Raw genomic sequence first — 22,614 nt, forward strand, 5'->3', positions numbered from 1 at the left:
TGAAAGGAATGAACGCATGAATGAACCGACCGAACAACGCATCAAGGACATCATCGCCGGCAGCGACGTCGTGCTGTTCATGAAGGGCGTTCCGGCCGCGCCGCAATGCGGCTTCTCCGGGGCCGTCGTGCAGATCTTGAACGGCCTCGGCGTGCCCTTCATCGGCGTCGACGTGCTCGCCGATCCCGACATTCGCGAGGGCGTCAAATCGTTCTCGAACTGGCCGACCATTCCTCAGCTCTACGTCAAGGGCGAGTTTCTCGGCGGCTGCGACATCGTCCGGGAGATGTTCAAGCTGGGTGAGCTGGCCGCAGTGCTGAACGACAAGGGCGTTGCGGTGGCGGCGTCATGAGCGACGGAACGACCGAGGGGTTCGAGCTGCCGCAGCTCTATCGTCATCACGTCTTCGCCTGCCACACCCAGCGGCCTCCCAGCCATCCGCGCGGAAGCTGCGGCGCGGCCGGCGGCGCGCCGTTGTGGGAGCAGCTCGGCAAGGCGATCGAGGCGAATGGGCTCACGGATGTCGGCTTCACTGCGTCGGGCTGTCTCGGCTTCTGCGGGGCCGGTCCGCTGATGGTGGTCTATCCCGATGGCGTCTGGTATCGGCCGACGACGCCGGGAGACATCGACGAGATCGTTCATGAGCACCTGGCCCAAGGCCGGCGCGTCGATCGCCTGGTGATGGTGCTGGCGCGGAGCTGAGCTTCATTGCTTCGCGCAGCGCGGCATCGGCTGCGGCCGCGTCCAGCTTCGCGACCGCGTCGCCACGCCGGCACTGCTATGTCAATGCGCTGAGCTGGATCAGCGGTGCCGCGCCGCCACGGCCGAGAATCGTGTCGACCTTCCTGCGAACGCCTTCCAGCGTCAGCGGCTTGACCACGGCGCCGTGCGCGCCAGCCTTCATCGCCTCGACCGCAATGGTCTCGTCCGATCTGTCGGTGACGACGAGAATGCGGACGCCCGGAAATCTCGTGCCGATCTCGCCGATCAGGCCGGGCCCTCGGGTCTTCAGGAAAGAGACCCCGAGCAGCACCACGTCGGGCTTCAGCCAATCCACGCCCTTGGCGTAGGCCTCCTCCGGCGTGGCGAGTTCGTGCGTCTCGATCTCGTCATGCAGCATGAACTGGAGTGCCGCGCGCGTGATCTCGTCCTCATCGACCACGAACACGCGTCGCTGGTCGACGGCCTTGGCCGTCTCGACGCCGATCTGCATCTGTCGTTCTCCTCTGATCGCCTCACGTCGAAGTACGAGCAATTTCCGTTCCGCATCCACGCCGCGGTCATCATGGTGCATTCACACCGCCATCGCTTCGATCCTTGTCCGGTTTCTGACAGAGACCCTACCTCTGTAGGGTTCGACACAGCTTCTGTCGGCCGCTTGCACCGAAATATTCTGCGAGCACGATCAGCATCTTACGACGCGGCCGGCGAATGGCACGCCAGTTGCTATTTGGATGCAGCAACAACGAGTGAGGGCTGAGAGCACGCCGACGCCGATGGCGAGCGATGTTCTCCTTCCCGAACCCCGCGGGCCCACGCTTCTGAGAGAGAGAAGCAATCTCGCGCGAGCAGCGCGATGTCATTGGCAATCGGTTGATGGAGAGCAACATGTCTTCACTGAGGCAAATCGCGTTTTACGGCAAGGGTGGTATCGGCAAATCGACGACGTCGCAGAACACGCTCGCGGCGCTTGCCGAGATGGGTCACAAGATCCTGATCGTCGGCTGCGATCCCAAGGCGGACTCGACCCGCCTGATCCTGCACGCCAAGGCGCAGGACACCATCCTGAGCCTCGCGGCGAACGCCGGCAGCGTCGAGGACCTCGAGATCGAGGACGTGATGAAGATCGGCTACCGGGACATCCGCTGCGTCGAGTCCGGCGGTCCGGAGCCCGGCGTCGGCTGCGCCGGACGCGGCGTCATCACCTCGATCAACTTCCTGGAGGAGAACGGCGCCTATGAGGACATCGATTACGTGTCCTACGACGTGCTCGGCGACGTCGTCTGCGGCGGTTTCGCCATGCCGATCCGCGAGAACAAGGCGCAGGAAATCTACATCGTGATGTCCGGAGAGATGATGGCGATGTATGCCGCCAACAACATCTCCAAGGGCATCCTGAAGTACGCCAATTCCGGCGGCGTTCGGCTCGGCGGCCTGGTCTGCAACGAACGGCAGACCGACAAGGAGCTGGAGCTGGCGGAGGCCATGGCCAAGAAGCTCGGCACCCAGCTGATCTACTTCGTGCCGCGCGACAACATCGTCCAGCACGCCGAACTGCGCCGCATGACGGTGCTGGAATACGCGCCGGATCGCAGCAGGCCGAGCACTATCGCAAGCTCGCGCACAAGATCCACAACAACGCCGGCAAGGGCATCATCCCGACCCCGATCACGATGGACGAGCTCGAGGACATGCTGATGGAGCACGGCATCATGAAGCCGGTCGACGAGACCGTCGTCGGCAAGACCGCTGCCGAGCTCGCGGCAATGTCGGCCTGAGCATCGTGCCGGCCTTCCTGGACGGGGAGGCCGGCACGTTTCGGCATCACCGGCGGAGCCACTCCGTGATTGAAGCGCAAGTGACGATCGCAACGACGTTCGCGGCGGCCCCCATCGCCGATGGCACGCATGCCGGGATCGACGTCTATCGCGTCTTGACCGGAAGCGATCCCGCCGACGCCGACATTGGTGACGACGAGGCTTTCGACCGGCACGTGCTCGCTTCGGTGCTGGCGGCAGCCGTCATGGACGGCGGTCCGATCGCGGAGCGCGTTGGCCTGCCCGAACGGGAGCTGGATGCGCTCCTGGCGCAATGTTTCCCATCCGTGCCGGGTCGGGCGTTTGCCTGGACAGGCGGGGGCGATGCGAGCGTCGACGACGAGACCGCCATGGTGCGCGATCTTCTGCTCGCGCACCGCTCGACCGACGGCGAGGTCGGCCGTTGGGTGGCGGCGATGGTGGCGCGGCGCGCGATGGAGCCGAACCATCTCTGGGAAGATCTCGGATTGCGCGAGCGGCCGGAACTGTCGCGCCTCCTGACGCGTCATTTCGCGCCGCTGGCGACCCGCAACACCAGGAACATGCGCTGGAAGCGCTTTTTCTACCGCATGCTCTGCGAGGACGACGGCTTCGTGATGTGCACGACGCCGGTCTGCACGCAGTGCAACGATTTCGATCTCTGCTTCGGCGGGGAGAGCGGCGAGAGCCGCATGGCCGAACGCCGGCGGGAAGTGTTGCGTGGCGGCGGCGATCAGGCCGACGTCGGCGACCGGCCAGCATGAGGTGATCATGGACGCGTATCCGGAAGTTTCCTTCGTCGACGCATTGGACGAGCCGTCTGCGCAACGCGAGCTCCGGGCCGCCGAATGCTCCGCGTTCCGCCGCTTACGCGATGCGGGCCTGAGGCCGACGCGTCAGCGGGTGTTGCTGGGAGAGCTGCTGTTCGGCCAGGGTGACCGGCATGTCACCGCCGAGATGCTGTTTGCCGAGGCGTCCGCGGCCAACATTCAGCTGTCGTTGGCGACGGTCTACAACACGTTGAACCATTTCACCCAGGCGGGACTGCTGCGTCGCATCGGGCCGGATGGCTCGCGCTCGTTCTTCGACACCAACACGACCGTCCATCCGCATTTCTACCTTCACGGCGAGGATATGTTGATCGACGTGCCGGAGACGCTGGTGCTCGAGCAATTGCCCGATCCCTTGCCGGGCCACGAGATCTCGCGGCTCGACATCATCATCCACATCCGCCGCAAACCCGCCGGGACCTGACACGCCTGTCGTATTTGCGACAAAGCGAGCGGCGCCGATAAGCCCATCGATTTCAGGTACTTGGCAGTCGTTCTGGCGATGGCACGAGGGTTGCTGATCCCAGTCGACATCGATGATTGGAGTACGCGGATGGCACCTTCCGGCTCAACCACCCGATCGGACGGAACACTGCTCCGACCCGTCGTCCTCAACGACACCACCTTGCGCGATGGCGAACAGGCCCCCGGCGTCGCTTTCACCACTGCCGAGAAAGTCTCGATTGCCCGCGCGCTGGCCTGTGCCGGCGTCACCGAGATCGAAGCCGGCACGCCTGCAATGGGCCATGACGAGGTGAGCGCGATCCGGGCCATCGTCGAGGCCGGCCTGCCGGTGACGGCCATCGGCTGGTGCAGGATGCGGCCGTCGGATGTCGATGCGGCCATTGCGGCTGGCGTCTCCATGGTGAATGTCTCGATCCCCACCTCCGACGTCCAGATGGCCGCCAAGCTCAGTGGTGGCCGGGCGGCGGCGCTGGAGCAGGTGAGGCGTGTGGTCGGCTACGCCCGCGACAGGGGCCTCGACGTTGCGGTCGGCGGCGAGGATTCCTCGCGCGCCGACGTGGAATTCCTGATCGAGCTGATCGCAACCGCCAAGGCGGCCGGCGCGCGGCGCTTCCGTGTTGCCGACACGCTGAGCGTGCTCGATCCCGACGCCTCCTTCGCTTTGATCGCAGCACTTCGCGCCACCACCGATCTGGAGCTCGAATTCCACGGCCATGACGATCTGGGTCTGGCGACGGCCAACACGCTCGCGGCGATCAAGGCCGGCGCGACGCATGCCTCCGTCACGGTGATCGGCCTTGGCGAGCGGGCCGGCAACGCCCCGCTCGAGGAGGTCGCCGTCGCGCTCAAGCAGCTCTATGGCTGCGATACCGGCGTGGTGCTGTCCGAGCTGGACAAGGTGGCATCCGTGGTCGCGGCCGCGGCTGCACGTGCCATACCGCTCAACAAGGCGATCGTCGGCGAGCACGTCTTCACCCACGAATCGGGCATTCACGTCGACGGCCTGTTGAAGGATCAGCGCACCTACCAGGCGCTGGATCCGCGCCTGCTCGGCCGCTCCAATCGCATCGTGATCGGCAAGCATTCCGGACTTGCCGCGATCACCGCGCTCCTCGCCGAGCTCGGATTGTCGGTCAGCGCGGAGGAGGCGAAGTCGGTTCTCGCCCGCGTCCGCCAGCATGCCGTCGCGCACAAGGGCGCGGTGGCGCGCGAGACGGTGACGGCGATCTGGCGCGAGGTGCGCGAACGTTCACTCCTCGATTGCGCGTGAGGGACCCATGGCCTGTGTCGTCGACATTCCGCTCGCCGAACCGTCGCCTCCCGGACCGGTCAAGCCGTCTCTGCTCAAGCTGATCCGCGAGGATATCGGCTGCGTGCGCCAGCGCGATCCCGCCGCGCGCGGTCAGCTCGAGACGCTCCTGACCTATCCCGGCATCCATGCCGTGATCTGGTACCGGATCGCCAACCGGCTGTGGACCGCCGGCTGGCGCTTCGCGGCACGGCTGTTGTCCTGGTTCGGACGCTTCGCCAGCAATGTCGACATCCATCCCGGCGCGCGCATCGGCCGGCGCTTCTTCATCGACCACGGTGCCTGTGTCGTCATCGGCGAGACCGCGGAGATCGGCGACGACGTCACGCTCTATCACGGCGTCACGCTCGGCGGCACGTCGTGGTTTCCGGGCAAGCGCCATCCGACGCTGGAAGACCGCGTCGTGGTGGGAGCGGGCGCGAAAATCCTCGGGCCGATCACCGTGGGTGCCGGCTCGCGCGTCGGAGCCAATTCGGTGGTGATCGACAGCACGCCGCCCGACGTCACCGTGGTCGGCATTCCCGCGCGCGTCGTGCGTCCGCAGCTCGGTCATCGCCGTAGCGTCGGCCGGATCGATCTCGACCACCATCTGATGCCGGATCCGGTCGGAGATGCCATCGCCGTGCTGCTCGACCGCGTCGAGTTCCTGGAGGCGCGCTTGGCACACATGCAGAGGCGCATGCGGGATGCCGGCGCGCCCGCGACACCGCTCGCGCCCCGTGCGGCGCGGCAGAGCTCCACGGAGATCGAACATGGCTGACGGAATCCTCGCGCAACTCAACAAGGCATCTGCGGCCGAAGAGTTCTTCACCCTGCTCGGCGTCGACTACGATCCCAGGATCGTCAATGTAGCGCGGCTGCACATCCTGAAGCGGATGGGCCAGTACCTCGCCGGGGAGGACTTTGCCGGCGCGACGGACGAGACCGTGGCTGAGCGGTGCAAGGCCGTGCTGGAGCGCGCCTATGCGGACTTCGTCGCGTCCTCGCCGATCGACCAGCGCGTCTTCAAGGTCCTGAAAGACGCCGTCGCGCCGCAGCCGAAGCAGCCGCCGGCATTGGTGCAGATCGGCACGCTGAAGTGAAGCCGAGCTCTGTCGCATTTGCGACGAATGTCGCAGCAGCATTGTCGGCTCCGCTGCGGAAAGCGAATGCAGCCGCGGCCGCCACGTTCCTAAGTCGCTGTATCGCTGTCTGATTTTCTCCGTTCGCGGACTTGGTACGACACTTGCTGTTCTTGCCGTGAACAAAGTCCTGGAGACGCACATGCACATCGTCGTCTGCATCAAGCAGGTCCCCGACTCCGCGCAGATCCGCGTGCATCCCGTGACCAACACCATCATGCGCCAGGGCGTGCCGACTATCATCAACCCCTACGACCTCTTCGCGCTGGAGGCCGCGCTGGAGCTGCGCGACCAGTTCGGCGGCGAGGTCACGGTGCTGACCATGGGGCCGCCGTCCGCCGAGGACAGTCTTCGCAAGGCGCTGACCTTCGGCGCCGACCGCGCCGTGCTGCTGACCGACCGCTTCTTTGCCGGCGCCGATACGCTGGCCACCACCTACGCGCTCGCCACCGCGATCCGCAAGATCTCGACCGAGTTCGGCGCGCCCGATCTCGTCTTCACCGGCAAGCAGACCATCGACGGCGACACCGCGCAGGTCGGTCCCGGCATCGCCAAGCGGCTCGGCCTGTTGCAGCTGACCTACGTCGCCAGGATCAGCGCGCTGGATCTGGAGGCGCGCACCATCGACGCGGAACGGCGCTCCGAAGGCGGCGTGCAGCTCCTGCGCACCAGGCTGCCGTGTCTCGTCACCATGCTGGAGGCGACCAACCAGATCCGCCGCGGCGCGATGGCCGACGCCCTGCGCGCCGCGCGGGCGGGAATCGTGAAATGGAGCGCGCAGGAGGCCGGCGTCGAGGACATCTCGAAATGCGGCCTGCGCGGCTCGCCCACCATCGTCAAGCGGGTGTTCGCGCCGGCCGCGCGCAGTGAGAAGGCGGTGCTGATCGAGCCCGGCGAACAGCCGGCGGAGGCACTGATCGACGCCATCTTCAAGCGCCAGCCGACACTGGAGACCGAGCTCGCCGCGCTGGCGCGCGGCTATTGAGGCGAGGGGAATAGGCACCATGAGCACCGCACCAAAGACCGCCGCTTCCGCATCCGGCCGGGCCGCGACCAAGAAGGAGCTGCCCGAGCATTTCAAGGCCTACAAGCACGTCTGGGTCTTCATCGAGCACGAGCGCGGCCAGGTTCACCCCGTCTCCTGGGAGCTGATGGGGGCCGGCCGCAAGCTCGCCGACAAGCTCAAGGTCGATCTTGCCGCGGTCGTGATCGGCCCCGAAGGCGAGGCGACGCAGAGCGCCGCCGCGGAATCCTTCTGCTACGGCGCCGATCTCGTCTACATGGTCGCCGACAATCTGCTCGCCGACTATCGCAACGAGTCCTACACCAAGGCACTGACCGACGTCGTCAACACCTACAAGCCGGAGATCCTGCTGCTCGGCGCCACCACGCTCGGCCGAGATCTCGCGGGCTCGGTGGCGACGACGTTGCTCACTGGCCTCACCGCCGACTGCACCGAGCTCGACGTCGATACCGACGGCTCGCTGGCGGCGACGCGCCCGACGTTCGGCGGCTCGCTGCTCTGCACGATCTACACGCTGAACTACCGGCCGCAGATGGCGACGGTGCGCCCGCGCGTGATGCCGATGCCGGAGCGGCTCGCGCGCCCGGTCGGCCGCATCGTCAGCCATCCGCTTGGCCTGGTCGAGGATGACATCGTGACCAAGGTGCTGTCGTTCCTGCCCGACCGCGATTCCGCAAAGTCCAATCTCGCTTATGCCGACGTCGTCGTAGCCGGCGGCCTGGGGCTGGGATCGCCCGAGAATTTCCAGCTGGTGCGCCAGCTCGCAACGGTGATCGGTGCCGAATACGGCTGCTCGCGGCCGCTGGTGCAGAAAGGCTGGGTCACTTCCGACCGGCAGATCGGCCAGACCGGCAAGACCATCCGTCCAAAGCTCTACATCGCTGCGGGCATTTCCGGCGCGATCCAGCATCGGGTCGGCGTCGAGGGCGCCGACCTCATCGTCGCCATCAACACCGACAGGAACGCGCCGATTTTCGATTTCGCCCATATGGGCATCGTCGCCGACGCCATCCGCCTGCTTCCGGCTCTGACCGCGGCGTTCCGTGCCCGGCTGTCGCCGCATTCGCGCGACCGGATCGCCAGCTGAGACAGGAGCACGCCATGATCGAGGAGAAGTTCGATGCCATCGTCGTCGGGGCCGGCATGGCCGGCAATGCGGCGGCGCTCACGCTGGCCCAGCGCGGCCTCAAGGTGCTCCAGCTCGAGGCGCGGCGAGTATTCCGGCTCGAAGAACGTGCAGGGCGCGATTCTCTACGCCGACATGCTGGAGAAACTGATCCCTGACTTCCGCGAGGACGCGCCGCTGGAGCGACACCTGGTCGAACAGCGCTTCTGGATGATGGACGACCGCTCGCACACCGGCCTGCACTACCGCTCCGACGATTTCAACGAGGAGAAGCCGAACCGCTACACCATCATCCGCGCTCAGTTCGACAAATGGTTCTCGCAGAAGGTCCGCGAGGCCGGCGCCACCGTGCTGTGCGAGACCACGGTGACCGAGCTGGCGCAGGATGCCTACGGCAAGGTAATCGGTGTGCGCACCGACCGCGCCGATGGCGAGATCCATGCCGATGTCGTCGTGCTCGCTGAAGGCGTCAACGGCCTGCTCGGGACTCGTGCGGGGCTGCGCGAGCGGCCCAAGCCCGACAAGGTCGCGCTTGCCGTGAAGGAGATGCATTTCCTGCCGCGGGAGACCATCGAGGCCCGCTTCAATCTCCGGGGCGATGAAGGCGTGGTGATCGAGGCCGCTGGAACCATCTCGCGCGGCATGACCGGCATGGGCTTCATCTACGCGAACAAGGAGTGCATCTCGCTCGGCATCGGCTGCCTCGTCGCGGATTTCCAACGCACCGGCGAGACGCCGTACGGTCTGCTCGACCGTTTCAAGCGGCATCCCTCGGTCGCCCCGCTGATCGAAGGCTCCGAGGTGAAGGAATATGCCGCGCACCTCATTCCGGAAGGCGGCTTCAAGGCGATCCCGCAGCTCTATGGCGAGGGCTGGGTCGTGGTCGGCGACGCTGCCCAGCTCAACAATGCCATTCACCGCGAAGGATCGAACCTCGCGATGACCTCGGGCCGGATCGCCGCGGAGGCGATCTTCCAGGTCAAGTCGCGCAAGGATCCGATGACGGCGGAGAACCTGTCGCTCTACAAGACCATGCTGGACCAGTCCTTCGTCATCAAGGATCTGAAGAAGTACAAGGACATGCCGGCGCTGATGCACACCCAGTCGCAGAACTTCTTCCTGACCTATCCGGAGCTCGTCTCCAAGGCGATGCAGAACTTCCTGCGCGTCGACGGCACGCCGAAGGTCGAGAAGGAGAAGACGACGTTCAAATCGTTCGTCAAGGCGCGGTCGTGGGGCGGGCTGTTCGGCGACGCATTCCGCCTCGCGCGTGCCTGGCGGTGAGCAGGAAGCGCAACATCAGCGATGGAGACCCAAACCATGTCGATCGAGCCATCCGTGCGTGTCGAGGACAAGCTGTTCTACAACCGTTATCTGGTCGATGCCGGCCGGGCCCATATCAAGGTGCGGCCCCACACCACGCCATCTCCGGGGCTCCTCAGCATGCTGAAGGCCTGTCCGGCGCGCTGCTATGAGCTCAACGACAAGGGCCAGGTCGAGATCACCGTCGACGGCTGCATCGAATGCGGGACCTGCCGCGTGATCTGCGAGGAGAACGGCGACATCGAATGGAGCTATCCGCGCGGCGGCTACGGCGTGCTGTTCAAGTTCGGCTGATCCATGAAGCTCAGCGCCCGCAACGTTCTGCCCGGACGGGTGATCGCCGTCACCAAGGGCACGACGACGGCCCATGTGAAGATCGAGCTCGCGCCGGGCCTTGTCGTGTTCTCCGCGATCACCAACGAAGCGGTGGAGGACCTCGCCTTGAAAGTGGGCGATGCCGTCTCGGCCGTGATCAAGTCATCGGACGTGATGATCGGCAAGTGAGGCCGCCGGCGCATCAGCGGGCTGCCGCGCCGCACGGGCCCGCTTGATGCGCGACGACAGGTCCTGCCACCAGCCTTCGATCGCTCCGCGTTCGCAGAGCAGGGTGGTGCCGATCCCGCCGGTAAAGTCGGTCCACGCGTCCAGGCATTTTTCGGGCACGGCCGTGAGCACGGGGATACCGGCGGCGATGGCGTGGGCCAGCTCGTCGCGCAGGCCTTCGCCGGCCGCCTCCTGCTTGGAAAACTTGTTGATCACGACGAGATCGACATCCGCTGCGATCGCGCGGGTGACGGCGACGGCCGCTTCGGCCAGTCCCGCGGCGTCGAGCTTGCAAGCCATCGCGCCCGAGCCGAGCGGCTGGCAGATCGAAATCTCGCGGCCGGTCATGAGATCGACCGCCTGCATGCCGACGTGGCAGCCGCCGCCGTCCTCGATATTGCGCTGGACGACCCCGCCGATCCGCTCGCCCGATCGCACCAGAGTCTCGGCGAAATCGGCCAGCAAGGTGTCGACGTCGTCCTGCGGGCGGTAGAGGATCGCGGCGACGCGGTTCGGGTCGATGTCGTGGAAGTCGATCGGCATGAAGGTCATCCTCGCCGGTTTTCCTACGCCGTTCCGTCGATCCGGGCAATCTACGAGCCGGTCACGGTTCGTGGCCGGCGCCGGACGGAGGCTCCGGAGCGGCCCGGCATCGATGACGCGGCCACGTTCCATCAGCACCAGATGATCGGCAAAGCGCTCGATCTCCGTCATGTCATGGCTGATATAGAAGACCGGCAACGACAGCCGGTCGTGCACCCGCTCGAGGAACGGCAGGATCTCGTTCCTGGTGGCGTGGTCGAGCGCCGCCAGCGGCTCGTCCATGAGAAGAAGCTTGGGCTGCGACAGCAGCGCGCGGCCAATCGCAACGCGCTGCCGCTCGCCGCCGGAGAGGCGGTAGGGCGAGCGGTCGAGCAGGGTGGCAAGGCCGAGCAGCTCCACGACCTCGTCGAACGCGATCTGCGCGCCCGCGGCCTTCGGCGCCCCGAACAGCAGATTTCGGCGTACCGACAGATGCGGAAACAGGCTGGCTTCCTGGAACACGTAGCCGATCGGCCGCCGGTGCACGGGCCGGAACGATTGACGGTCCTGCCAGGCTTCGCCATCCACCGCGCAAAAACCATCGGCCATGCGCTGCAGGCCGGCGATGCAGCGTGCCACCGTGGTCTTGCCGCAGCCGGAAGGGCCGAAGATCGCGGTGACGCCGGCGGCGGGCACGCTGAACGCGGCATCGAGTGTGAAATTGCCGAGGCTGCCGCGGAAGGCCGCGTTGATGCGGCCGGGTTCGGCTGTTCTCATGCCGCAGCCCTCGCTGCGCGCTTGTCGACGAGCGTCATGGTCAGGATCACCGCGAAGGCGAACATCACCATGAGGCCGGCGAGCACGCTCGCCTCGCGCCAGCGCGAGGTCTCGACATAGTCGAAGATCGCGACCGACAGCACCTTGGTGCGACCGGGGATGTTGCCGCCGATCATCAGGACGAGTCCGAATTCGCCGACGGTGTGCGCGAAGCCGAGCACCGCACCGGTCAGGAAGCCGGGCCGCGCCAGCGGCACCGCGACGGTCCAGAACGTGCGCAGGGGTGAGGTGCGCAAGGTGGCAGCGACCTCGAGCGGCCGCTCGCCCATCGCGGCGAAGGCGTTGCGGATCGGCTGCACCACGAAGGGCATCGAATAGATCACCGAGCCGATGACTAGGCCCTCGAAGGTGAAGGCAAGCGTGCGACCACCCCACAGGCTTGCGATCCATCCGCCCGGCCCGTCGGGGCCAAGCAGCACCAGCAGATAGAAGCCGAGCACGGTCGGCGGCAGCACCAGAGGCAGCGCAACCACGCTCGCGACAATTTCGATCCACCAGCTCTTGGCGCGCGCCAGCCACCAGGCGAGCGGCGTTGCCAACACCAGCAGGATCACGGTCGAGATCGCCGCGAGCTCGATCGTCAGCAGAACCGACTGGCGGATCTCCGTCGACCAGATCTCCATGCGCGTCAGCTCTGCCCGTCCAGCACGTAGCCGTATTTCTCGATGATGGCGCGGGCCTCGGGCCCTCTGAGGAAGGAGATGAATGTGCTGGCGGCCTCGTTTCCGGCGCCGGTCTTCAGCAGCACGGCTTCCTGGCGGATCGGACTGTAGAGCGCCTGCGGAACCACCCAGCGCGAACCGGCGTCGCTGCCGGTCAGCTGCGACAGCGCGACGAAGCCGACCTCGGCGTTGCCGGTCTCGACGAACTGGTAGGCCTGGGTGATGGTCGCACCTTCCACCAGCTTCGGCTTCAGGGCATCGTAGAGCTTCAGCGCCTTCATGGTTTCAACGGCGGCGAGACCGTATGGCGCGGCGGCCGGATTGCAGATCGAGAGCTTTGCGAAGGATGCAGCCTTCAAGGTTCCCTCGCCCGTCACGGCGCCCGGCGATTTGCTCCACAGCACGAGCTTGCCGATCGCGTAGGTGATGCGGCTGTCCCCAACCGCAAGCCCGTCCTCGACAAGCTTCTTCGGCCGGGACTCGTCGGCGGACAGGAATACCTGGAACGGCGCGCCCTGCGCGATCTGGGTGTAGAATTGTCCGCTCGCGCCGAAGCTCAGCACCGCTTCGTGACCGGTCTTCTGCTTGAAGAGGGCGGCAATCTCCTTGGCGGCATCGGTGAAGTTGGCGGCCACGGCGACATTGGTCTGTGCTGCCCGCGCTTCCGTGAATGCGAGCAGCAGCCCTGCGGCAACGGCGATCGTGCGAAACAGCTTCATGATGGACTCCAGCGGACGGCGACCGCCTCCGCGAGCCCGATTGCTGCAAGGCGCCGGCCAGCGAGAGCTCAGCAATTGGCGTGCCGAATGGGGTCCGTGAAATCTGGTGCGCGCCTTGCAGGAATGAGCGTCGAGAGATGGGCGTTCCCGCTGCTTGCGGCGGTGGGGCCGCGATCCGTGTCGGGTTTGCGACAAGATCGTCGGCGAGCCGACACCAGTGAAAGGAAATACGCCATGGCAATCATTGCATCGCGCGCCGAGCCTCGAGCGTCTGCTGCAAGACGATGTGCCTTATGGCGACCTCACCACCGAGGCGCTCGGGATCGGCACGATCGACGGCGTCATGCAATTTGCTGCGCGCTCGCCGATGGTGCTGGCGCTCGTCGAGGATGCTGCCGCGATCATCGCGCTCGCCGGCTGCGAGGTCGAGCTGTTCGCCGCATCCGGCGCGGCGCTGGAGCAGGGCGCGCCGATCCTCGAGGCGCGCGGCCCGGCTGCCGGCCTGCTGCGGAGCTGGAAGGTCGCGCAGACCTTGATCGAAATCTGGTCCGGCGTCGCCAGCGAGACCCGCGCCATCGTCGGCGCGGCGAGGGCGGTTGCCCCGCAAATTGCGGTTGCCTGCACCCGCAAGAACGTGCCGGGCACCAAGCGATTTGCAGTGGCGGCCGTCAAAGCGGGTGGTGCCGCCATGCACCGGCTCGGCCTGTCCGAGACCGTGCTGGTGTTTCCCGAGCACCGCGCCTTTCTCGGCGAGCTGCCGCTGTTTCAGGCGGCCGAACGCTTGCGGCGGGCGGCACCGGAGAAGAAACTCGTGATCGAGGTCAAGACGGCCGATGCCGCCCTGGCCGCGGCAGTCGCCGGCTTCGACGTGATTCAGGCCGAGAAATTTTCGCCGGCCGAGGTCGCCGCCCTGGTCAAGCGCATCGCGTCCATGGCCTACACGCGCGCCCGGCCGATCATTGCTGCGGCTGGTGGGATCAATGCGGCGAACGCCGCGGCTTATGCCGAAGCCGGCGCTGATATCCTGGTCACCTCATCGCCCTATCTGGCAAAACCCAGGGACGTGCAGGTCCGGATCGTGGCGAACGACGCAGCCATGGTCCAGCCGTGCCAAAGCCTCAGTTCAGCCGTCGCCTGAACTGAATCTGCGGCGGCATGATCGGTCGCGGGACACGGAGGCGCCGATCGCCCGAATCCGGAATAGAGCTGATCCAGATCAATCCGGCGCGCATCGGATGGTCTATCTGTCGGTCGTATCTTGGAAAGATCACGACATGACCGACAAGCCGATCGATTGGACGCCGGATCTCACGCTGCCGACTTCGAAATCCACCGTGCAGCACTTCACCGCAAATGCCGGAGGCGACCGCCTGGAGATCGACGCCACCCCTTGGGGCGAGGCCGATCTCTCCGTCAACGGTCGATCGATCGCCCACATCGAGACGGCTCCGAGCGCCGGGGATGCGTTTCGGGCGCTTGAGACGATCGCTGAAGATTTCGAGGCCGGCAAGAAGGCTCGCAGTGACCAGCGCCTGGATCAGACGATCGAGGACGACGAGGTCCGCCAACGGCTGGGCCTGACGCGCCCAGGTACCCGCACCTAGGAACCATCGCGCTACGCGCGAGTTGGCCGGTCGGGCAGGACCAAAAGTCACGAGGCCGACCGTGCAGCAAGACGTGCGCGTGCGCACGACCGCGCAGATCGCGGGGCATCCCATTCATCCGATGCTGGTGCCGATACCGATGGCGTGCTTCGTCGGGGCGCTCTTGACCGACCTCGCCTATGTTGCCAGCGCCGAGATCATGTGGGCGAATTTCTCCGCCTGGCTTCTGCTCGCCGGCGTCGTCTTCGGCGTGCTGGCGGCGATCGCGGGTCTGACCGATTTCCTTGGCAACCGGCTGGTGCGGGCGCAGACGCCGGCCTGGCCGCATCTGATCGGAAATGCCGTGGCGCTGATCCTCGCGATCGTCAACACGCTGATCCATGCCCGCGATGCCTGGACCTCGGTGTGGCCGACGGGGCTCGTTCTGTCGGTGATCACCGTGCTGATCCTGCTCGTCACCGGCTGGCTGGGCCGGGCCATGGTCTATCGCCACGGTGTCGGAGTTGCGCGATGACATTCTCAATTGGCCGTGCGTTGCTGTGCTCCTCGCTGCTGCTCTTGGCCGCCTGCGACGACGGCAGCGGCGATCCCCAGGCGCAGATCGGGGCCAATCCGAAGCTTCCCGACATCCAGCAATATCTGCTGCCGCCGGTCCACATCGCGCGCATCGTCGGCTGGAAGAAGGACGAGACGCCGACGGTGGCGCAGGGCCTGCAGGTCAAGGCCTTCGCCACCGGCCTGCAGCATCCGCGTTTCCTCTACGTGCTGCCCAACGGTGACGTGCTGGTGGTGGAATCCAAGGCGCCGAAGGGGGCCGCGATCAAGCGGCCCAAGGAGCTCGTCATGGGATATATCGAATCCTGGGCGACCTCGGGCGGCAACGACACCGGGCCGGGTAACCGCATCACGCTGCTGCGTGACGGCAATGGCGACGGCGTGCCGGATACGCAAAGCGTCTTCCTCGACCATCTCAACTCGCCGTTCGGCGTCGCGCTGGTCGGCAACGATCTCTATGTCGCCAATACCGATGCGATCGTCAGATATCCCTACACCGAAGGGGATACCAGGATCACCGCACCGGGCACGGTGCTGACGCCGCTGCCGGGCGGGCCGATCAACCATCACTGGACCAAGAGCCTGGTCGCCAGTCCGGACGGCTCGAAGCTCTATGCGGGCGTCGGCTCCAACAGCAACATCACCGAGAAAGGCATGGAGGCCGAGCACAACCGCGCCGCCATCCTCGAGGTCGACCGCGCCAGCGGGCGCTGGCGCATCTTTGCAAGCGGCCTGCGCAATCCGAACGGGCTCAGCTTCGAGCCGCAGACCGGCGCGCTGTGGACGGTGGTGAACGAGCGCGACGAGCTCGGTCCCGATCTCGTCCCCGATTACATGACGTCGGTGAAGGACGGCGGCTTCTACGGCTGGCCCTACAGCTATTTCGGCCAGCACGTCGATCCCCGCGTCAAGCCGGAGCGGCCCGATCTCGTCGCCAAGGCGATCGTGCCGGATTATGCCCTGAGCTCGCATGTCGCGCCGCTCGGGATGGTGTTCACCACCGGCTCCGGTCTGCCGGCCGCCTATCGCGGCGGTGCCTTCGTCGGCGAGCACGGCAGCTGGAACCGGCAGGTGCTGAACGGCTACAAGGTGGTGTTCGTGCCGTTCAAGGATGGCAAGCCGAACGGACCGGCGCAGGACGTCGTCACCGGCTTCCTCAACGGCGACAACCAGGCGCGCGGCCGCCCGGTCGGCGTCGCCATCGACAAATCAGGCGCGCTGCTGGTCGCGGACGACAGCGGCAACACGGTGTGGCGCGTCACCGCCACGCATCCGCAGCTGACGCAACGTTAAGCCCGCCGGCGCGTTATCGGGGCAGACGGTTTCTGAAACTCAGGAGTTCGACATGGGCCTTGCTCAATATGCCATCGTGCCGGTGCAGGACGAATGGGGCGTGCTGCACGACGGCGACGTCAGGAACACCTATGCCACCAAGGAAGCTGCGTTCGAGTCCGCAGTGGCTGCGGCTTCACTGGCGCTGCGTGAGGGACATGAAGTCCAGGTCAGCGTGCCCGGCCGCGAGCCTGGCGGCAACGCGCTCGGCGTCCAGGACAACGCATAAGACAACGCTTCGGAAGGAGACGCGATGACCAAGCCCCGTGAGCCCAACGGCGTCGAGCCATCCCGCTCCGAGGACGACATCCAGCGCGACCAGCTGGGTCCCCGCGGCGTGCCCGGCGCGCCGGATCCGGCCAGGATGACCCCGCAGCGCGAGAAGAAGACGCCGAAGCACGTCGAGCCCGGCCACACCGCGTGATGCGGTCTGCTCTGCGGCTAGCGCCGCGGTGCCATTCGGAACCGACATTCCCGTGACCTCAACCGGCAGGTAAGAGAGGCTGCCGGCGCGCTTTGCGCGGGACGGGCAGGCGACCTTCGGAATGCGGTTCTTGAAATCTGACAGCAGGCTGATCGGGGTCCTGCTGGTGCTTGCCATCACCCAGCTGATCGGATGGGGCACGATCGGGCTTCCTGCCATCGTCGGGCGCGATCTCGCCGCCGATCTCGGCATGAGCCTGCCGGCGGTCTTCGCCGGCACCTCCGTTCTCTACGTCGCGATGGGCCTGTGCGCGCCGTGGCTCGCCCCTTCGTTTGCGCGCCATGGCGCCCGGACCGTCATGATGGTCGGCACGATCGTCACCGCGCCGGGCTTTCTGCTGCTGTCCCTCGCGCGCGAGCCGATGCTGTATTTCGCCGCCTGGATCGTCCTCGGCGTCGCCGGCAGCGCCACGCTGTCGACGGGCGCCTATATCATGCTGAACGAGATCGCCGGGCGACAGGCCAAGAACGCGATCGGGGCCTTGATGCTGGTGACGGGCCTGTCCAGCAGCATCTTCTGGCCGACCACCGCGTTCCTGAACGGCCACCTCGGCTGGCGCGGGACGTGCCTGGTCTATGCCGCGATGCTGCTCGTCGTCAGCCTGCCGCTTTACGCGTTCGTCGCGCCACGCCGGAAGATCGTGGCGGATGATGCTGGCGAGCCGGTCAAGTCGCCGCCGCCGCCCGCGATTCGAGGAGCACGTTCGGCCTCGTCGTCGCCGCGATCACGCTGAACGCCTTCGTCAATTTCGGCATCAGCGCCATCCTGATCGAGCTCTTGCGGGCGGAGGGGCTGGCGCCGGCGCAGGCACTGGCGTTCGGCTCGATGCTGGGCGTGATCCAGGTCAGCGCCCGCGGGCTGGATCTGCTCGGTGGTGGGCGGTGGGACGGGATCACGACCGGCCTCGTCGCCGGCACGGCGCTGCCCGCGGCCATGCTGCTGCTGATGCTGAGCGAGGGCGCGACCTGGGCGGTCGCGGCCTTCATCCTGCTCTACGGTGCCGGCAGCGGCGCAATGGCGGTGGCGCGGGCCACCATCCCGCTCGTGTTCTACGATCAGGCCGAGTTCGCCAAGGCGATGTCGATGATCGCGCTGCCGCTCAATCTCGCCTCCGCGATCTCGCCGCCACTTCTCGTCGGCCTGCTCACGCAGTTCGGCAGCCGCGGCGCGCTCGGTCTCACTCTGGTGTTTTCCTGCGCCACGGTGCTGATCCTGGTCCTGCTCGGACGGCGACGGCCGCGGGCGGTGGCGGCGCCCGTCACCTGAGCGGATGTTCGCGGCGCGGAAAGTGCTGATGGCAATGTCGTCGTGCCCGGCAGCAGATGGCCGCATGCCGCCAGTGCAGTGCTCAGGGCGCCAAAATGGTGGTATCGGCAGGAGCGCGGACCGCTTCGGGCGGCCCCGCCAAAGATGAGTTCCCCGGAGGAAATCGACATGTCGGCCTTGCCGCTCTCAGGCATCAAGATCCTTGACCTCACCCGCGTGCTCGCAGGGCCCCTGTCGGCGCAGATGCTGGGCGATCTCGGCGCCGAGGTCATCAAGATCGAGCGGCCGGGCACCGGCGACGACGCGCGCGCCTTCGGCCCGCCCTATCTGACCGACCCCGAGGGCAAGGCCAACAACAACAATTCCTTCTACCTCTGTGCCAACCGCAACAAGAAGTCGGTCACGGTCAACATCGCCAAGCCCGAGGGGCAGGCGATCATCCGCGAGCTCGCCAAGGACGTCGACGTCTTCATGGAGAACTACAAGGTCGGCGATCTCAAGCGCTACGGCCTCGACTACGAGACCATCAAGGCGATCAATCCCGGCATCATCTATTGCTCGGTGACCGGCTTCGGCCAGACCGGCCCCTATGCGCCGCGCGCCGGCTATGACGCCATCCTGCAGGCGATGGGCGGCCTGATGAGCGTCACCGGCCACATGGATGGCGAGCCGGGCGAGGGCCCGATGAAGGTCGGCCCTTCGATCGTCGACTACATGACCGGCATGAACACCTCGATCGGCATTCTCTCCGCGCTGTACCACCGCGACGTCAATCACGGGCAGGGCCAGCACATCGACGTCTGCCTGTTCGACACCGTCATTGCGTCGCTGTCGCACTGGCTGCAGATCTACCTCGTCAACGGCAAGACGCCGCCGCGCCGCGGCACCTGGGGCAATGGCGGCATGCCGGCCGGCGTGTTCCGCTGCACCGACGGCGAATTGATGCTGGTGGTCGGCAATGACGGCCAGTTCGAAAGACCTGCGCCGTGCTCGGCGAGCCGGAGCTGGCGAACGATCCGCGCTTCGTCAGGAACAACGACCGTGTCGTGCACGGCAAGGAGATCATGGCGATTTTCGCCGGCCTGTTCCTGAAGCAGCCGGTGGCCTACTGGCTAGAGAAGCTGGAGGAGGCCGGCGTGCCCTCGGGGCCCATCAACAATTTCGAGCAGGTGTTTTCCGATCCGCACGTGCAGTCGCGCGGCATGCGGGTCAAGACGCAGCACAAGTTCGAGCCCGAGCTCTCGCTGATCCGCAACGCGCTGACCCTCTCGGGCACCCCCATTACCGAATACCGCGCTCCGCCTCTGCTCGGCGAGCACACGACGGAGGTGCTCGGCGGCAAGCTCGGCTATGATGCGGCGAAGATCGACGAGCTGAAGCAGCAGGGAATCATCTAGCCCCTTTCTTCCCCTAGGGCGAAAAGGAAGCGACGCCCGACCTTGCCTGAGGCATGCGGGCCATCCCCAGATAAGTCCGGTCCGTAGTCGCACCGGCTTCCGCTTTGCACGCGACTCTGATTCGATCTCTCCACGGAGTTCGGGGAGGGAAGTGCATGTCCTACACGATCGGGTTTCAGGCCAAGAACCAGAAGTCCATTCTTGCAACCGAGGCGGCCACCGCCAATCAGGCCGTCGCCATCATTGCCGCGCTGCGGCAAAGCGCCGATGAGATAAAGTTCATCCGCTCGCCTCAGGAAGGCGAGATGGGCATCGAGATGCTGCTGCTGCTCGCCAAGGAAGAGGCCGAGGAGATGCCGCAGCGGGCCTGATCCCGGCCAACAATCGCTCTCCCATCAGATCGACTGCATCGCCTGACGTGAGGTGAATTGCGCTTGCTTCACCTCTCCCCGCGTGCAGCAGGGCATGGCATTTGAGAGCTTTTTCCTGCGGCCATCCTTCGAGACGCCCGCTTCTGCGGGCTCCTCAGGATGAGGGCAGAGTGCGCGGCCGCAGCTTCAGAGGGCACTGACGCTGCTTAGCCTTATCCTGAGGAGGCGCGTAAGCGCCGTCTCGAAGGACGAGGCGTGCGCGCAGACCTCCGCTAGCGCGCGCCGCCACCTTTGATGGCGCCTTGCTCTCCGTCCGCCCCGCCGTCAGCGCCATCGTCGCCACGCTGACCACGCGGGCGACGACGTCCTCGACGTCGTCGAGATCGCATTTGCCTTCCGACAATTTGGTCAACCGCTCGCTCTCGCGGATGGTGTGATGCGCCATCGCGAGCGCGAAGTTGAGGCCCCAGTAGATGTCGACGTCGCTGCGCTCGGGCAGGGCGCGGCGCATGGCGCCGGCGAATTTCCGCAGATGGTCGATCTCGCGGTTCTTGATGCGGCGGATCGGCGGCACGGATTCGATCGAGGCGCGGATCATGAAGCGCGCCGCGGTCGAGCGCTGGTTCTCAGGGCCGAGGCATCCGCGCAGCGTCGGCCCGACCAGCGCGCGCAGGATCACCTCGATCGGCGCGCGGCCGCCGCCTTGCTCTTCCGCCGCCTTCAATTCGCGCAGGCGCTCGCGGTTGGTCGCGATCGAGCGGGTGACGAATAATTCCGCGATCAATTCGTCCTTCGAGCCGAAATGATAGTTCACCGCGGCGAGGTTGACGCCGGCCTCCGCGACGATGTCGCGCAGCGTCACGTCGCTGAAGCCGCGATCGGCATAGAGCCGTTCGGCGGCGGTCAGAATGGCAGACCTCGTATGATCGCTGGCCATGGTTCTTTTCCCGTCATTCCGGGGCGACGCGAAGCGTCGAGCCCGGAATCTCGCGGCACATTTCGAGATTCCGGGTTCAGCCCTGCGGGCTGCCCCGGAATGACGTCGTGAGCGAGGGAGTTGCAATTCAAACGCTTGTATGAAACTATCGTTTGAAGGCCGGACATGTCAATCCGCAATCGGGACCCGTTCGCAACTCGAGGCTGGTTCCGAAGCGTCCGCGAGCCCGCTTGCGGGCCGCACGCAACGGGAGGACAGTCCGGCGCAAACAGCCCCGCGAAGCAGCAGGCTCGCACAAGAGAGACGAGGAGCGTCCCATGGATTTCGATCTGTCCCCCAAGCAGAAGGAATGGCTCGACCGCGTGCGGTCCTTCATGGCCAAGCACGTGCGCCCGGCGGTGCCGATCTACGACCAGCAGGATCACAGCGGCGAGCGCTGGAAGGTGATCCCGATCCTGGAGGACCTCAAGAAGAAGGCGAAAGCCGAAGGCCTCTGGAACATGTTCATGCCGCCGTCCGAGCACGAGGACGACGAATTCCGCGGCGCGGGATTGACCAATCTCGAATACGCGCTGCTGTCGGAGGAGATGGGCCGCATCAGCTGGGCCTCGGAAGTGTTCAACTGCTCCGCGCCCGATACCGGCAACATGGAAGTGTTCATCCGCTACGGCAGCAAGGAGCAGAAGCGCAAATGGCTGCGCCCGCTGATGGACGGCGAGATCCGCTCGGCCTTCCTGATGACGGAGCCGGCGGTGGCGTCCTCCGACGCCACCAACATCGAAACCCGCATCGAGCGCGACGGTGACCACTACGTCATCAACGGCCGCAAATGGTGGTCGTCCGGCGTCGGCGATCCCCGCTGCAAGATCGCGATCCTGATGGGCAAGACCGATTTCAAGGCGGCCAAGCACCAGCAGCAGTCGCAAATCCTGGTTCCGCTCGACACCCCCGGCATCAAGGTCGAGAAGATGCTGCCGGTGTTCGGCTTCGACGATGCGCCGCACGGCCACGCCCAGGTTCTGCTGGAGAACGTGCGGGTGCCGAAGGAGAACATCCTGCTCGGCGAGGGCCGCGGCTTCGAGATCGCGCAGGGCCGGCTCGGTCCCGGCCGTATCCATCACTGCATGCGCACGATCGGCAAGGCCGAGGAGGCGCTGGAGAAGATGGTGAGGCGGCTGTCCTCGCGCACCGCCTTCGGCAAAAAGATCGTCGAGCACTCCGTCTGGGAGCAGCGCATCGGCGAAGCCCGCACCAACATCGAGATGACGCGCCTTCTGTGCCTCAAGGCCGCCGACATGATGGACAAGGTCGGCAACAAGACCGCGCAGGCCGAGATCGCCATGATCAAGGTCGCAGCGCCCAACATGGCGCTGAAGATCATCGACGAGGCGATCCAGGCCTTCGGAGGCGCCGGTGTCTCGGACGAGGCCGGCCTTGCCAAGGACTACGCCCACATCCGCACGCTCCGTCTCGCCGACGGTCCGGACGAGGTGCACAATCGCGCCATTGCCAGGCTTGAAGTTCGGAAGTATGCAAACTCTCCCAATCATTGAGAGGGAGAGCCGGGAGGCGCTCCCGATCTGAAGAAACGACAGGGCATGGTCCCATTCGGAATGACCGCTTGACGCAAGTGCGTCAGCGGTTACCGATTAGGATCATGCTCGACCTGCA

Annotated in this window: 23 protein-coding genes and 6 pseudogenes; 23 read left to right on the plus strand and 6 right to left on the minus strand. The window is 66.0% G+C overall.

The genetic code is table 11. The annotated features are described in order from the left end of the window. Positions 1 to 16: 16 nt before the first annotated feature. Together grxD and ACETMP_RS02990 are read left to right on the plus strand one after the other, a co-directional pair. Complete coding sequence (gene grxD / locus ACETMP_RS02985; RefSeq protein WP_375159846.1) at positions 17 to 352, plus strand: Grx4 family monothiol glutaredoxin; 336 nt, start codon at positions 17 to 19, stop codon at positions 350 to 352. Continuing rightward, positions 349 to 702 carry a ferredoxin gene (locus ACETMP_RS02990; RefSeq protein ID WP_375159847.1) on the plus strand — a complete coding sequence of 118 codons (354 nt, stop codon included), beginning with the start codon at positions 349 to 351 and terminating at the stop codon, positions 700 to 702. Before grxD ends, ACETMP_RS02990 begins: the two co-directional genes overlap by 4 nt. A gap of 76 nt (positions 703 to 778) precedes the next feature. Here ACETMP_RS02990 and ACETMP_RS02995 read toward each other — a convergent pair whose 3' ends face one another. Continuing rightward, the gene (locus ACETMP_RS02995; protein ID WP_375159848.1) at positions 779 to 1,213 is read right to left on the minus strand and encodes a response regulator; all 435 of its coding nucleotides are present in this window, start codon (positions 1,211 to 1,213) and stop codon (positions 779 to 781) included. A 395-nt stretch (positions 1,214 to 1,608) separates the two neighbouring features. On the opposite strand from ACETMP_RS02995, the pseudogene nifH reads away from it, so the two are divergent. The 11 genes and pseudogenes from nifH to ACETMP_RS03050 all read left to right on the plus strand — a co-directional run bounded on the left by nifH (position 1,609) and on the right by ACETMP_RS03050 (position 10,218). Then, positions 1,609 to 2,498, plus strand: a pseudogene (gene nifH / locus ACETMP_RS03000) (nitrogenase iron protein). A gap of 65 nt (positions 2,499 to 2,563) precedes the next feature. After that, on the plus strand, positions 2,564 to 3,280 hold the full coding sequence (locus ACETMP_RS03005; protein WP_375159849.1) for a nitrogen fixation protein NifQ: 717 nt from the start codon (positions 2,564 to 2,566) through the stop codon (positions 3,278 to 3,280). Positions 3,281 to 3,287: 7 nt separating this feature from the next. Beyond that, positions 3,288 to 3,770, plus strand: coding sequence for a Fur family transcriptional regulator Irr (irr, locus tag ACETMP_RS03010; protein ID WP_375161827.1), 483 nt, complete (start codon positions 3,288 to 3,290; stop codon positions 3,768 to 3,770). A gap of 129 nt (positions 3,771 to 3,899) precedes the next feature. Next, the gene (gene nifV, locus ACETMP_RS03015; protein WP_375159850.1) at positions 3,900 to 5,081 is read left to right on the plus strand and encodes a homocitrate synthase; all 1,182 of its coding nucleotides are present in this window, start codon (positions 3,900 to 3,902) and stop codon (positions 5,079 to 5,081) included. A gap of 7 nt (positions 5,082 to 5,088) precedes the next feature. Then, the gene (gene cysE / locus ACETMP_RS03020) at positions 5,089 to 5,880 is read left to right on the plus strand and encodes a serine O-acetyltransferase (RefSeq protein ID WP_375159851.1); all 792 of its coding nucleotides are present in this window, start codon (positions 5,089 to 5,091) and stop codon (positions 5,878 to 5,880) included. After that, positions 5,873 to 6,202 (plus strand): nitrogenase stabilizing/protective protein NifW, encoded by a 330-nt coding sequence (nifW, locus tag ACETMP_RS03025; RefSeq protein WP_375159852.1) that lies wholly within the window; start codon positions 5,873 to 5,875, stop codon positions 6,200 to 6,202. Before cysE ends, nifW begins: the two co-directional genes overlap by 8 nt. Positions 6,203 to 6,383: 181 nt before the next feature. Further along, positions 6,384 to 7,226, plus strand: coding sequence for an electron transfer flavoprotein subunit beta/FixA family protein (locus ACETMP_RS03030; RefSeq protein ID WP_375159853.1), 843 nt, complete (start codon positions 6,384 to 6,386; stop codon positions 7,224 to 7,226). A gap of 19 nt (positions 7,227 to 7,245) precedes the next feature. Further along, a complete protein-coding gene (locus ACETMP_RS03035; protein ID WP_375159854.1) occupies positions 7,246 to 8,352 on the plus strand; it encodes an electron transfer flavoprotein subunit alpha/FixB family protein in 1,107 nt (368 codons plus the stop codon). Positions 8,353 to 8,366: 14 nt separating this feature from the next. Next, positions 8,367 to 9,675, plus strand: a pseudogene (locus ACETMP_RS03040) (FAD-dependent oxidoreductase). Between the two features lie 36 nt (positions 9,676 to 9,711). Further along, the gene (locus tag ACETMP_RS03045) at positions 9,712 to 10,008 is read left to right on the plus strand and encodes a ferredoxin family protein (RefSeq protein ID WP_375159855.1); all 297 of its coding nucleotides are present in this window, start codon (positions 9,712 to 9,714) and stop codon (positions 10,006 to 10,008) included. Between the two features lie 3 nt (positions 10,009 to 10,011). Continuing rightward, positions 10,012 to 10,218 carry a molybdopterin-binding protein gene (locus ACETMP_RS03050; protein ID WP_375159856.1) on the plus strand — a complete coding sequence of 69 codons (207 nt, stop codon included), beginning with the start codon at positions 10,012 to 10,014 and terminating at the stop codon, positions 10,216 to 10,218. Here the strand turns inward: ACETMP_RS03050 and ACETMP_RS03055 are convergent. The 4 genes and pseudogenes from ACETMP_RS03055 to modA all read right to left on the minus strand — a co-directional run bounded on the left by ACETMP_RS03055 (position 10,192) and on the right by modA (position 12,997). Continuing rightward, positions 10,192 to 10,809: a DUF2478 domain-containing protein gene (locus tag ACETMP_RS03055; protein WP_375161828.1), complete on the minus strand. Its 618-nt coding sequence runs from the start codon at positions 10,807 to 10,809 to the stop codon at positions 10,192 to 10,194. The genes ACETMP_RS03050 and ACETMP_RS03055 overlap by 27 nt on opposite strands. Before the next feature lie 66 nt (positions 10,810 to 10,875). After that, positions 10,876 to 11,556, minus strand: a pseudogene (modC, locus tag ACETMP_RS03060) (molybdenum ABC transporter ATP-binding protein); the annotation flags it as partial. Then, a complete protein-coding gene (gene modB, locus ACETMP_RS03065) occupies positions 11,553 to 12,239 on the minus strand; it encodes a molybdate ABC transporter permease subunit (RefSeq protein WP_375159857.1) in 687 nt (228 codons plus the stop codon). The gene modB and the pseudogene modC, both read right to left, overlap by 4 nt. A 5-nt stretch (positions 12,240 to 12,244) precedes the next feature. Further along, positions 12,245 to 12,997, minus strand: a complete 753-nt coding sequence (gene modA / locus ACETMP_RS03070) for a molybdate ABC transporter substrate-binding protein (protein ID WP_375159858.1) — start codon at positions 12,995 to 12,997, stop codon at positions 12,245 to 12,247. Between the two features lie 217 nt (positions 12,998 to 13,214). On the opposite strand from modA, the gene modD reads away from it, so the two are divergent. The 9 genes and pseudogenes from modD to ACETMP_RS03115 all read left to right on the plus strand — a co-directional run bounded on the left by modD (position 13,215) and on the right by ACETMP_RS03115 (position 20,006). Continuing rightward, on the plus strand, positions 13,215 to 14,135 hold the full coding sequence (gene modD, locus ACETMP_RS03075) for a ModD protein (RefSeq protein ID WP_375159859.1): 921 nt from the start codon (positions 13,215 to 13,217) through the stop codon (positions 14,133 to 14,135). Positions 14,136 to 14,232: 97 nt separating this feature from the next. Next, a complete protein-coding gene (locus tag ACETMP_RS03080; protein WP_375159860.1) occupies positions 14,233 to 14,601 on the plus strand; it encodes a hypothetical protein in 369 nt (122 codons plus the stop codon). Between the two features lie 61 nt (positions 14,602 to 14,662). After that, on the plus strand, positions 14,663 to 15,115 hold the full coding sequence (locus ACETMP_RS03085) for a DUF2231 domain-containing protein (protein WP_375159861.1): 453 nt from the start codon (positions 14,663 to 14,665) through the stop codon (positions 15,113 to 15,115). Beyond that, on the plus strand, positions 15,112 to 16,449 hold the full coding sequence (locus tag ACETMP_RS03090) for a PQQ-dependent sugar dehydrogenase (RefSeq protein ID WP_375159862.1): 1,338 nt from the start codon (positions 15,112 to 15,114) through the stop codon (positions 16,447 to 16,449). Before ACETMP_RS03085 ends, ACETMP_RS03090 begins: the two co-directional genes overlap by 4 nt. A gap of 52 nt (positions 16,450 to 16,501) precedes the next feature. Further along, positions 16,502 to 16,717: a hypothetical protein gene (locus ACETMP_RS03095; protein ID WP_375159863.1), complete on the plus strand. Its 216-nt coding sequence runs from the start codon at positions 16,502 to 16,504 to the stop codon at positions 16,715 to 16,717. Between the two features lie 24 nt (positions 16,718 to 16,741). After that, positions 16,742 to 16,912, plus strand: a complete 171-nt coding sequence (locus ACETMP_RS03100) for a hypothetical protein (RefSeq protein ID WP_196236035.1) — start codon at positions 16,742 to 16,744, stop codon at positions 16,910 to 16,912. Positions 16,913 to 17,033: 121 nt separating this feature from the next. After that, positions 17,034 to 18,238: pseudogene (locus ACETMP_RS03105) on the plus strand (MFS transporter). Positions 18,239 to 18,406: 168 nt separating this feature from the next. Continuing rightward, positions 18,407 to 19,635, plus strand: a pseudogene (locus ACETMP_RS03110) (CaiB/BaiF CoA transferase family protein). A gap of 155 nt (positions 19,636 to 19,790) precedes the next feature. After that, a complete protein-coding gene (locus tag ACETMP_RS03115; RefSeq protein WP_028137066.1) occupies positions 19,791 to 20,006 on the plus strand; it encodes a hypothetical protein in 216 nt (71 codons plus the stop codon). Positions 20,007 to 20,283: 277 nt separating this feature from the next. Here ACETMP_RS03115 and ACETMP_RS03120 read toward each other — a convergent pair. Next, a pseudogene (locus ACETMP_RS03120) lies at positions 20,284 to 20,943 on the minus strand (TetR/AcrR family transcriptional regulator); the annotation flags it as partial. Positions 20,944 to 21,260: 317 nt separating this feature from the next. Here ACETMP_RS03120 and ACETMP_RS03125 point away from each other — a divergent pair. Beyond that, on the plus strand, positions 21,261 to 22,496 hold the full coding sequence (locus ACETMP_RS03125) for an acyl-CoA dehydrogenase family protein (protein ID WP_257180580.1): 1,236 nt from the start codon (positions 21,261 to 21,263) through the stop codon (positions 22,494 to 22,496). The last annotated feature ends 118 nt before the right edge of the window (positions 22,497 to 22,614 follow it).

The sequence above is a fragment of the Bradyrhizobium dasycarpum genome, from assembly GCF_042019905.1.
GTDB lineage: Bacteria > Pseudomonadota > Alphaproteobacteria > Rhizobiales > Xanthobacteraceae > Bradyrhizobium > Bradyrhizobium japonicum_B.

Excerpts from the sequence above, each read along its gene's own strand:
- grxD (WP_375159846.1), top strand. The coding sequence starts at position 17 with ATGAATGAACCGACCGAACAACGCATCAAGGACATCATCGCCGGCAGC.
- ACETMP_RS02990 (WP_375159847.1), top strand. The coding sequence starts at position 349 with ATGAGCGACGGAACGACCGAGGGGTTCGAGCTGCCGCAGCTCTATCGT.
- ACETMP_RS02995 (WP_375159848.1), bottom strand. The coding sequence starts at position 1,213 with ATGCAGATCGGCGTCGAGACGGCCAAGGCCGTCGACCAGCGACGCGTG.
- irr (WP_375161827.1), top strand. The coding sequence starts at position 3,288 with ATGGACGCGTATCCGGAAGTTTCCTTCGTCGACGCATTGGACGAGCCG.
- nifV (WP_375159850.1), top strand. The coding sequence starts at position 3,900 with ATGGCACCTTCCGGCTCAACCACCCGATCGGACGGAACACTGCTCCGA.
- cysE (WP_375159851.1), top strand. The coding sequence starts at position 5,089 with ATGGCCTGTGTCGTCGACATTCCGCTCGCCGAACCGTCGCCTCCCGGA.
- nifW (WP_375159852.1), top strand. The coding sequence starts at position 5,873 with ATGGCTGACGGAATCCTCGCGCAACTCAACAAGGCATCTGCGGCCGAA.
- ACETMP_RS03030 (WP_375159853.1), top strand. The coding sequence starts at position 6,384 with ATGCACATCGTCGTCTGCATCAAGCAGGTCCCCGACTCCGCGCAGATC.
- ACETMP_RS03035 (WP_375159854.1), top strand. The coding sequence starts at position 7,246 with ATGAGCACCGCACCAAAGACCGCCGCTTCCGCATCCGGCCGGGCCGCG.
- ACETMP_RS03045 (WP_375159855.1), top strand. The coding sequence starts at position 9,712 with ATGTCGATCGAGCCATCCGTGCGTGTCGAGGACAAGCTGTTCTACAAC.
- ACETMP_RS03050 (WP_375159856.1), top strand. The coding sequence starts at position 10,012 with ATGAAGCTCAGCGCCCGCAACGTTCTGCCCGGACGGGTGATCGCCGTC.
- ACETMP_RS03055 (WP_375161828.1), bottom strand. The coding sequence starts at position 10,809 with ATGACCTTCATGCCGATCGACTTCCACGACATCGACCCGAACCGCGTC.
- modB (WP_375159857.1), bottom strand. The coding sequence starts at position 12,239 with ATGGAGATCTGGTCGACGGAGATCCGCCAGTCGGTTCTGCTGACGATC.
- modA (WP_375159858.1), bottom strand. The coding sequence starts at position 12,997 with ATGAAGCTGTTTCGCACGATCGCCGTTGCCGCAGGGCTGCTGCTCGCA.
- ACETMP_RS03080 (WP_375159860.1), top strand. The coding sequence starts at position 14,233 with ATGGTCTATCTGTCGGTCGTATCTTGGAAAGATCACGACATGACCGAC.
- ACETMP_RS03090 (WP_375159862.1), top strand. The coding sequence starts at position 15,112 with ATGACATTCTCAATTGGCCGTGCGTTGCTGTGCTCCTCGCTGCTGCTC.
- ACETMP_RS03095 (WP_375159863.1), top strand. The coding sequence starts at position 16,502 with ATGGGCCTTGCTCAATATGCCATCGTGCCGGTGCAGGACGAATGGGGC.
- ACETMP_RS03100 (WP_196236035.1), top strand. The coding sequence starts at position 16,742 with ATGACCAAGCCCCGTGAGCCCAACGGCGTCGAGCCATCCCGCTCCGAG.
- ACETMP_RS03115 (WP_028137066.1), top strand. The coding sequence starts at position 19,791 with ATGTCCTACACGATCGGGTTTCAGGCCAAGAACCAGAAGTCCATTCTT.
- ACETMP_RS03125 (WP_257180580.1), top strand. The coding sequence starts at position 21,261 with ATGGATTTCGATCTGTCCCCCAAGCAGAAGGAATGGCTCGACCGCGTG.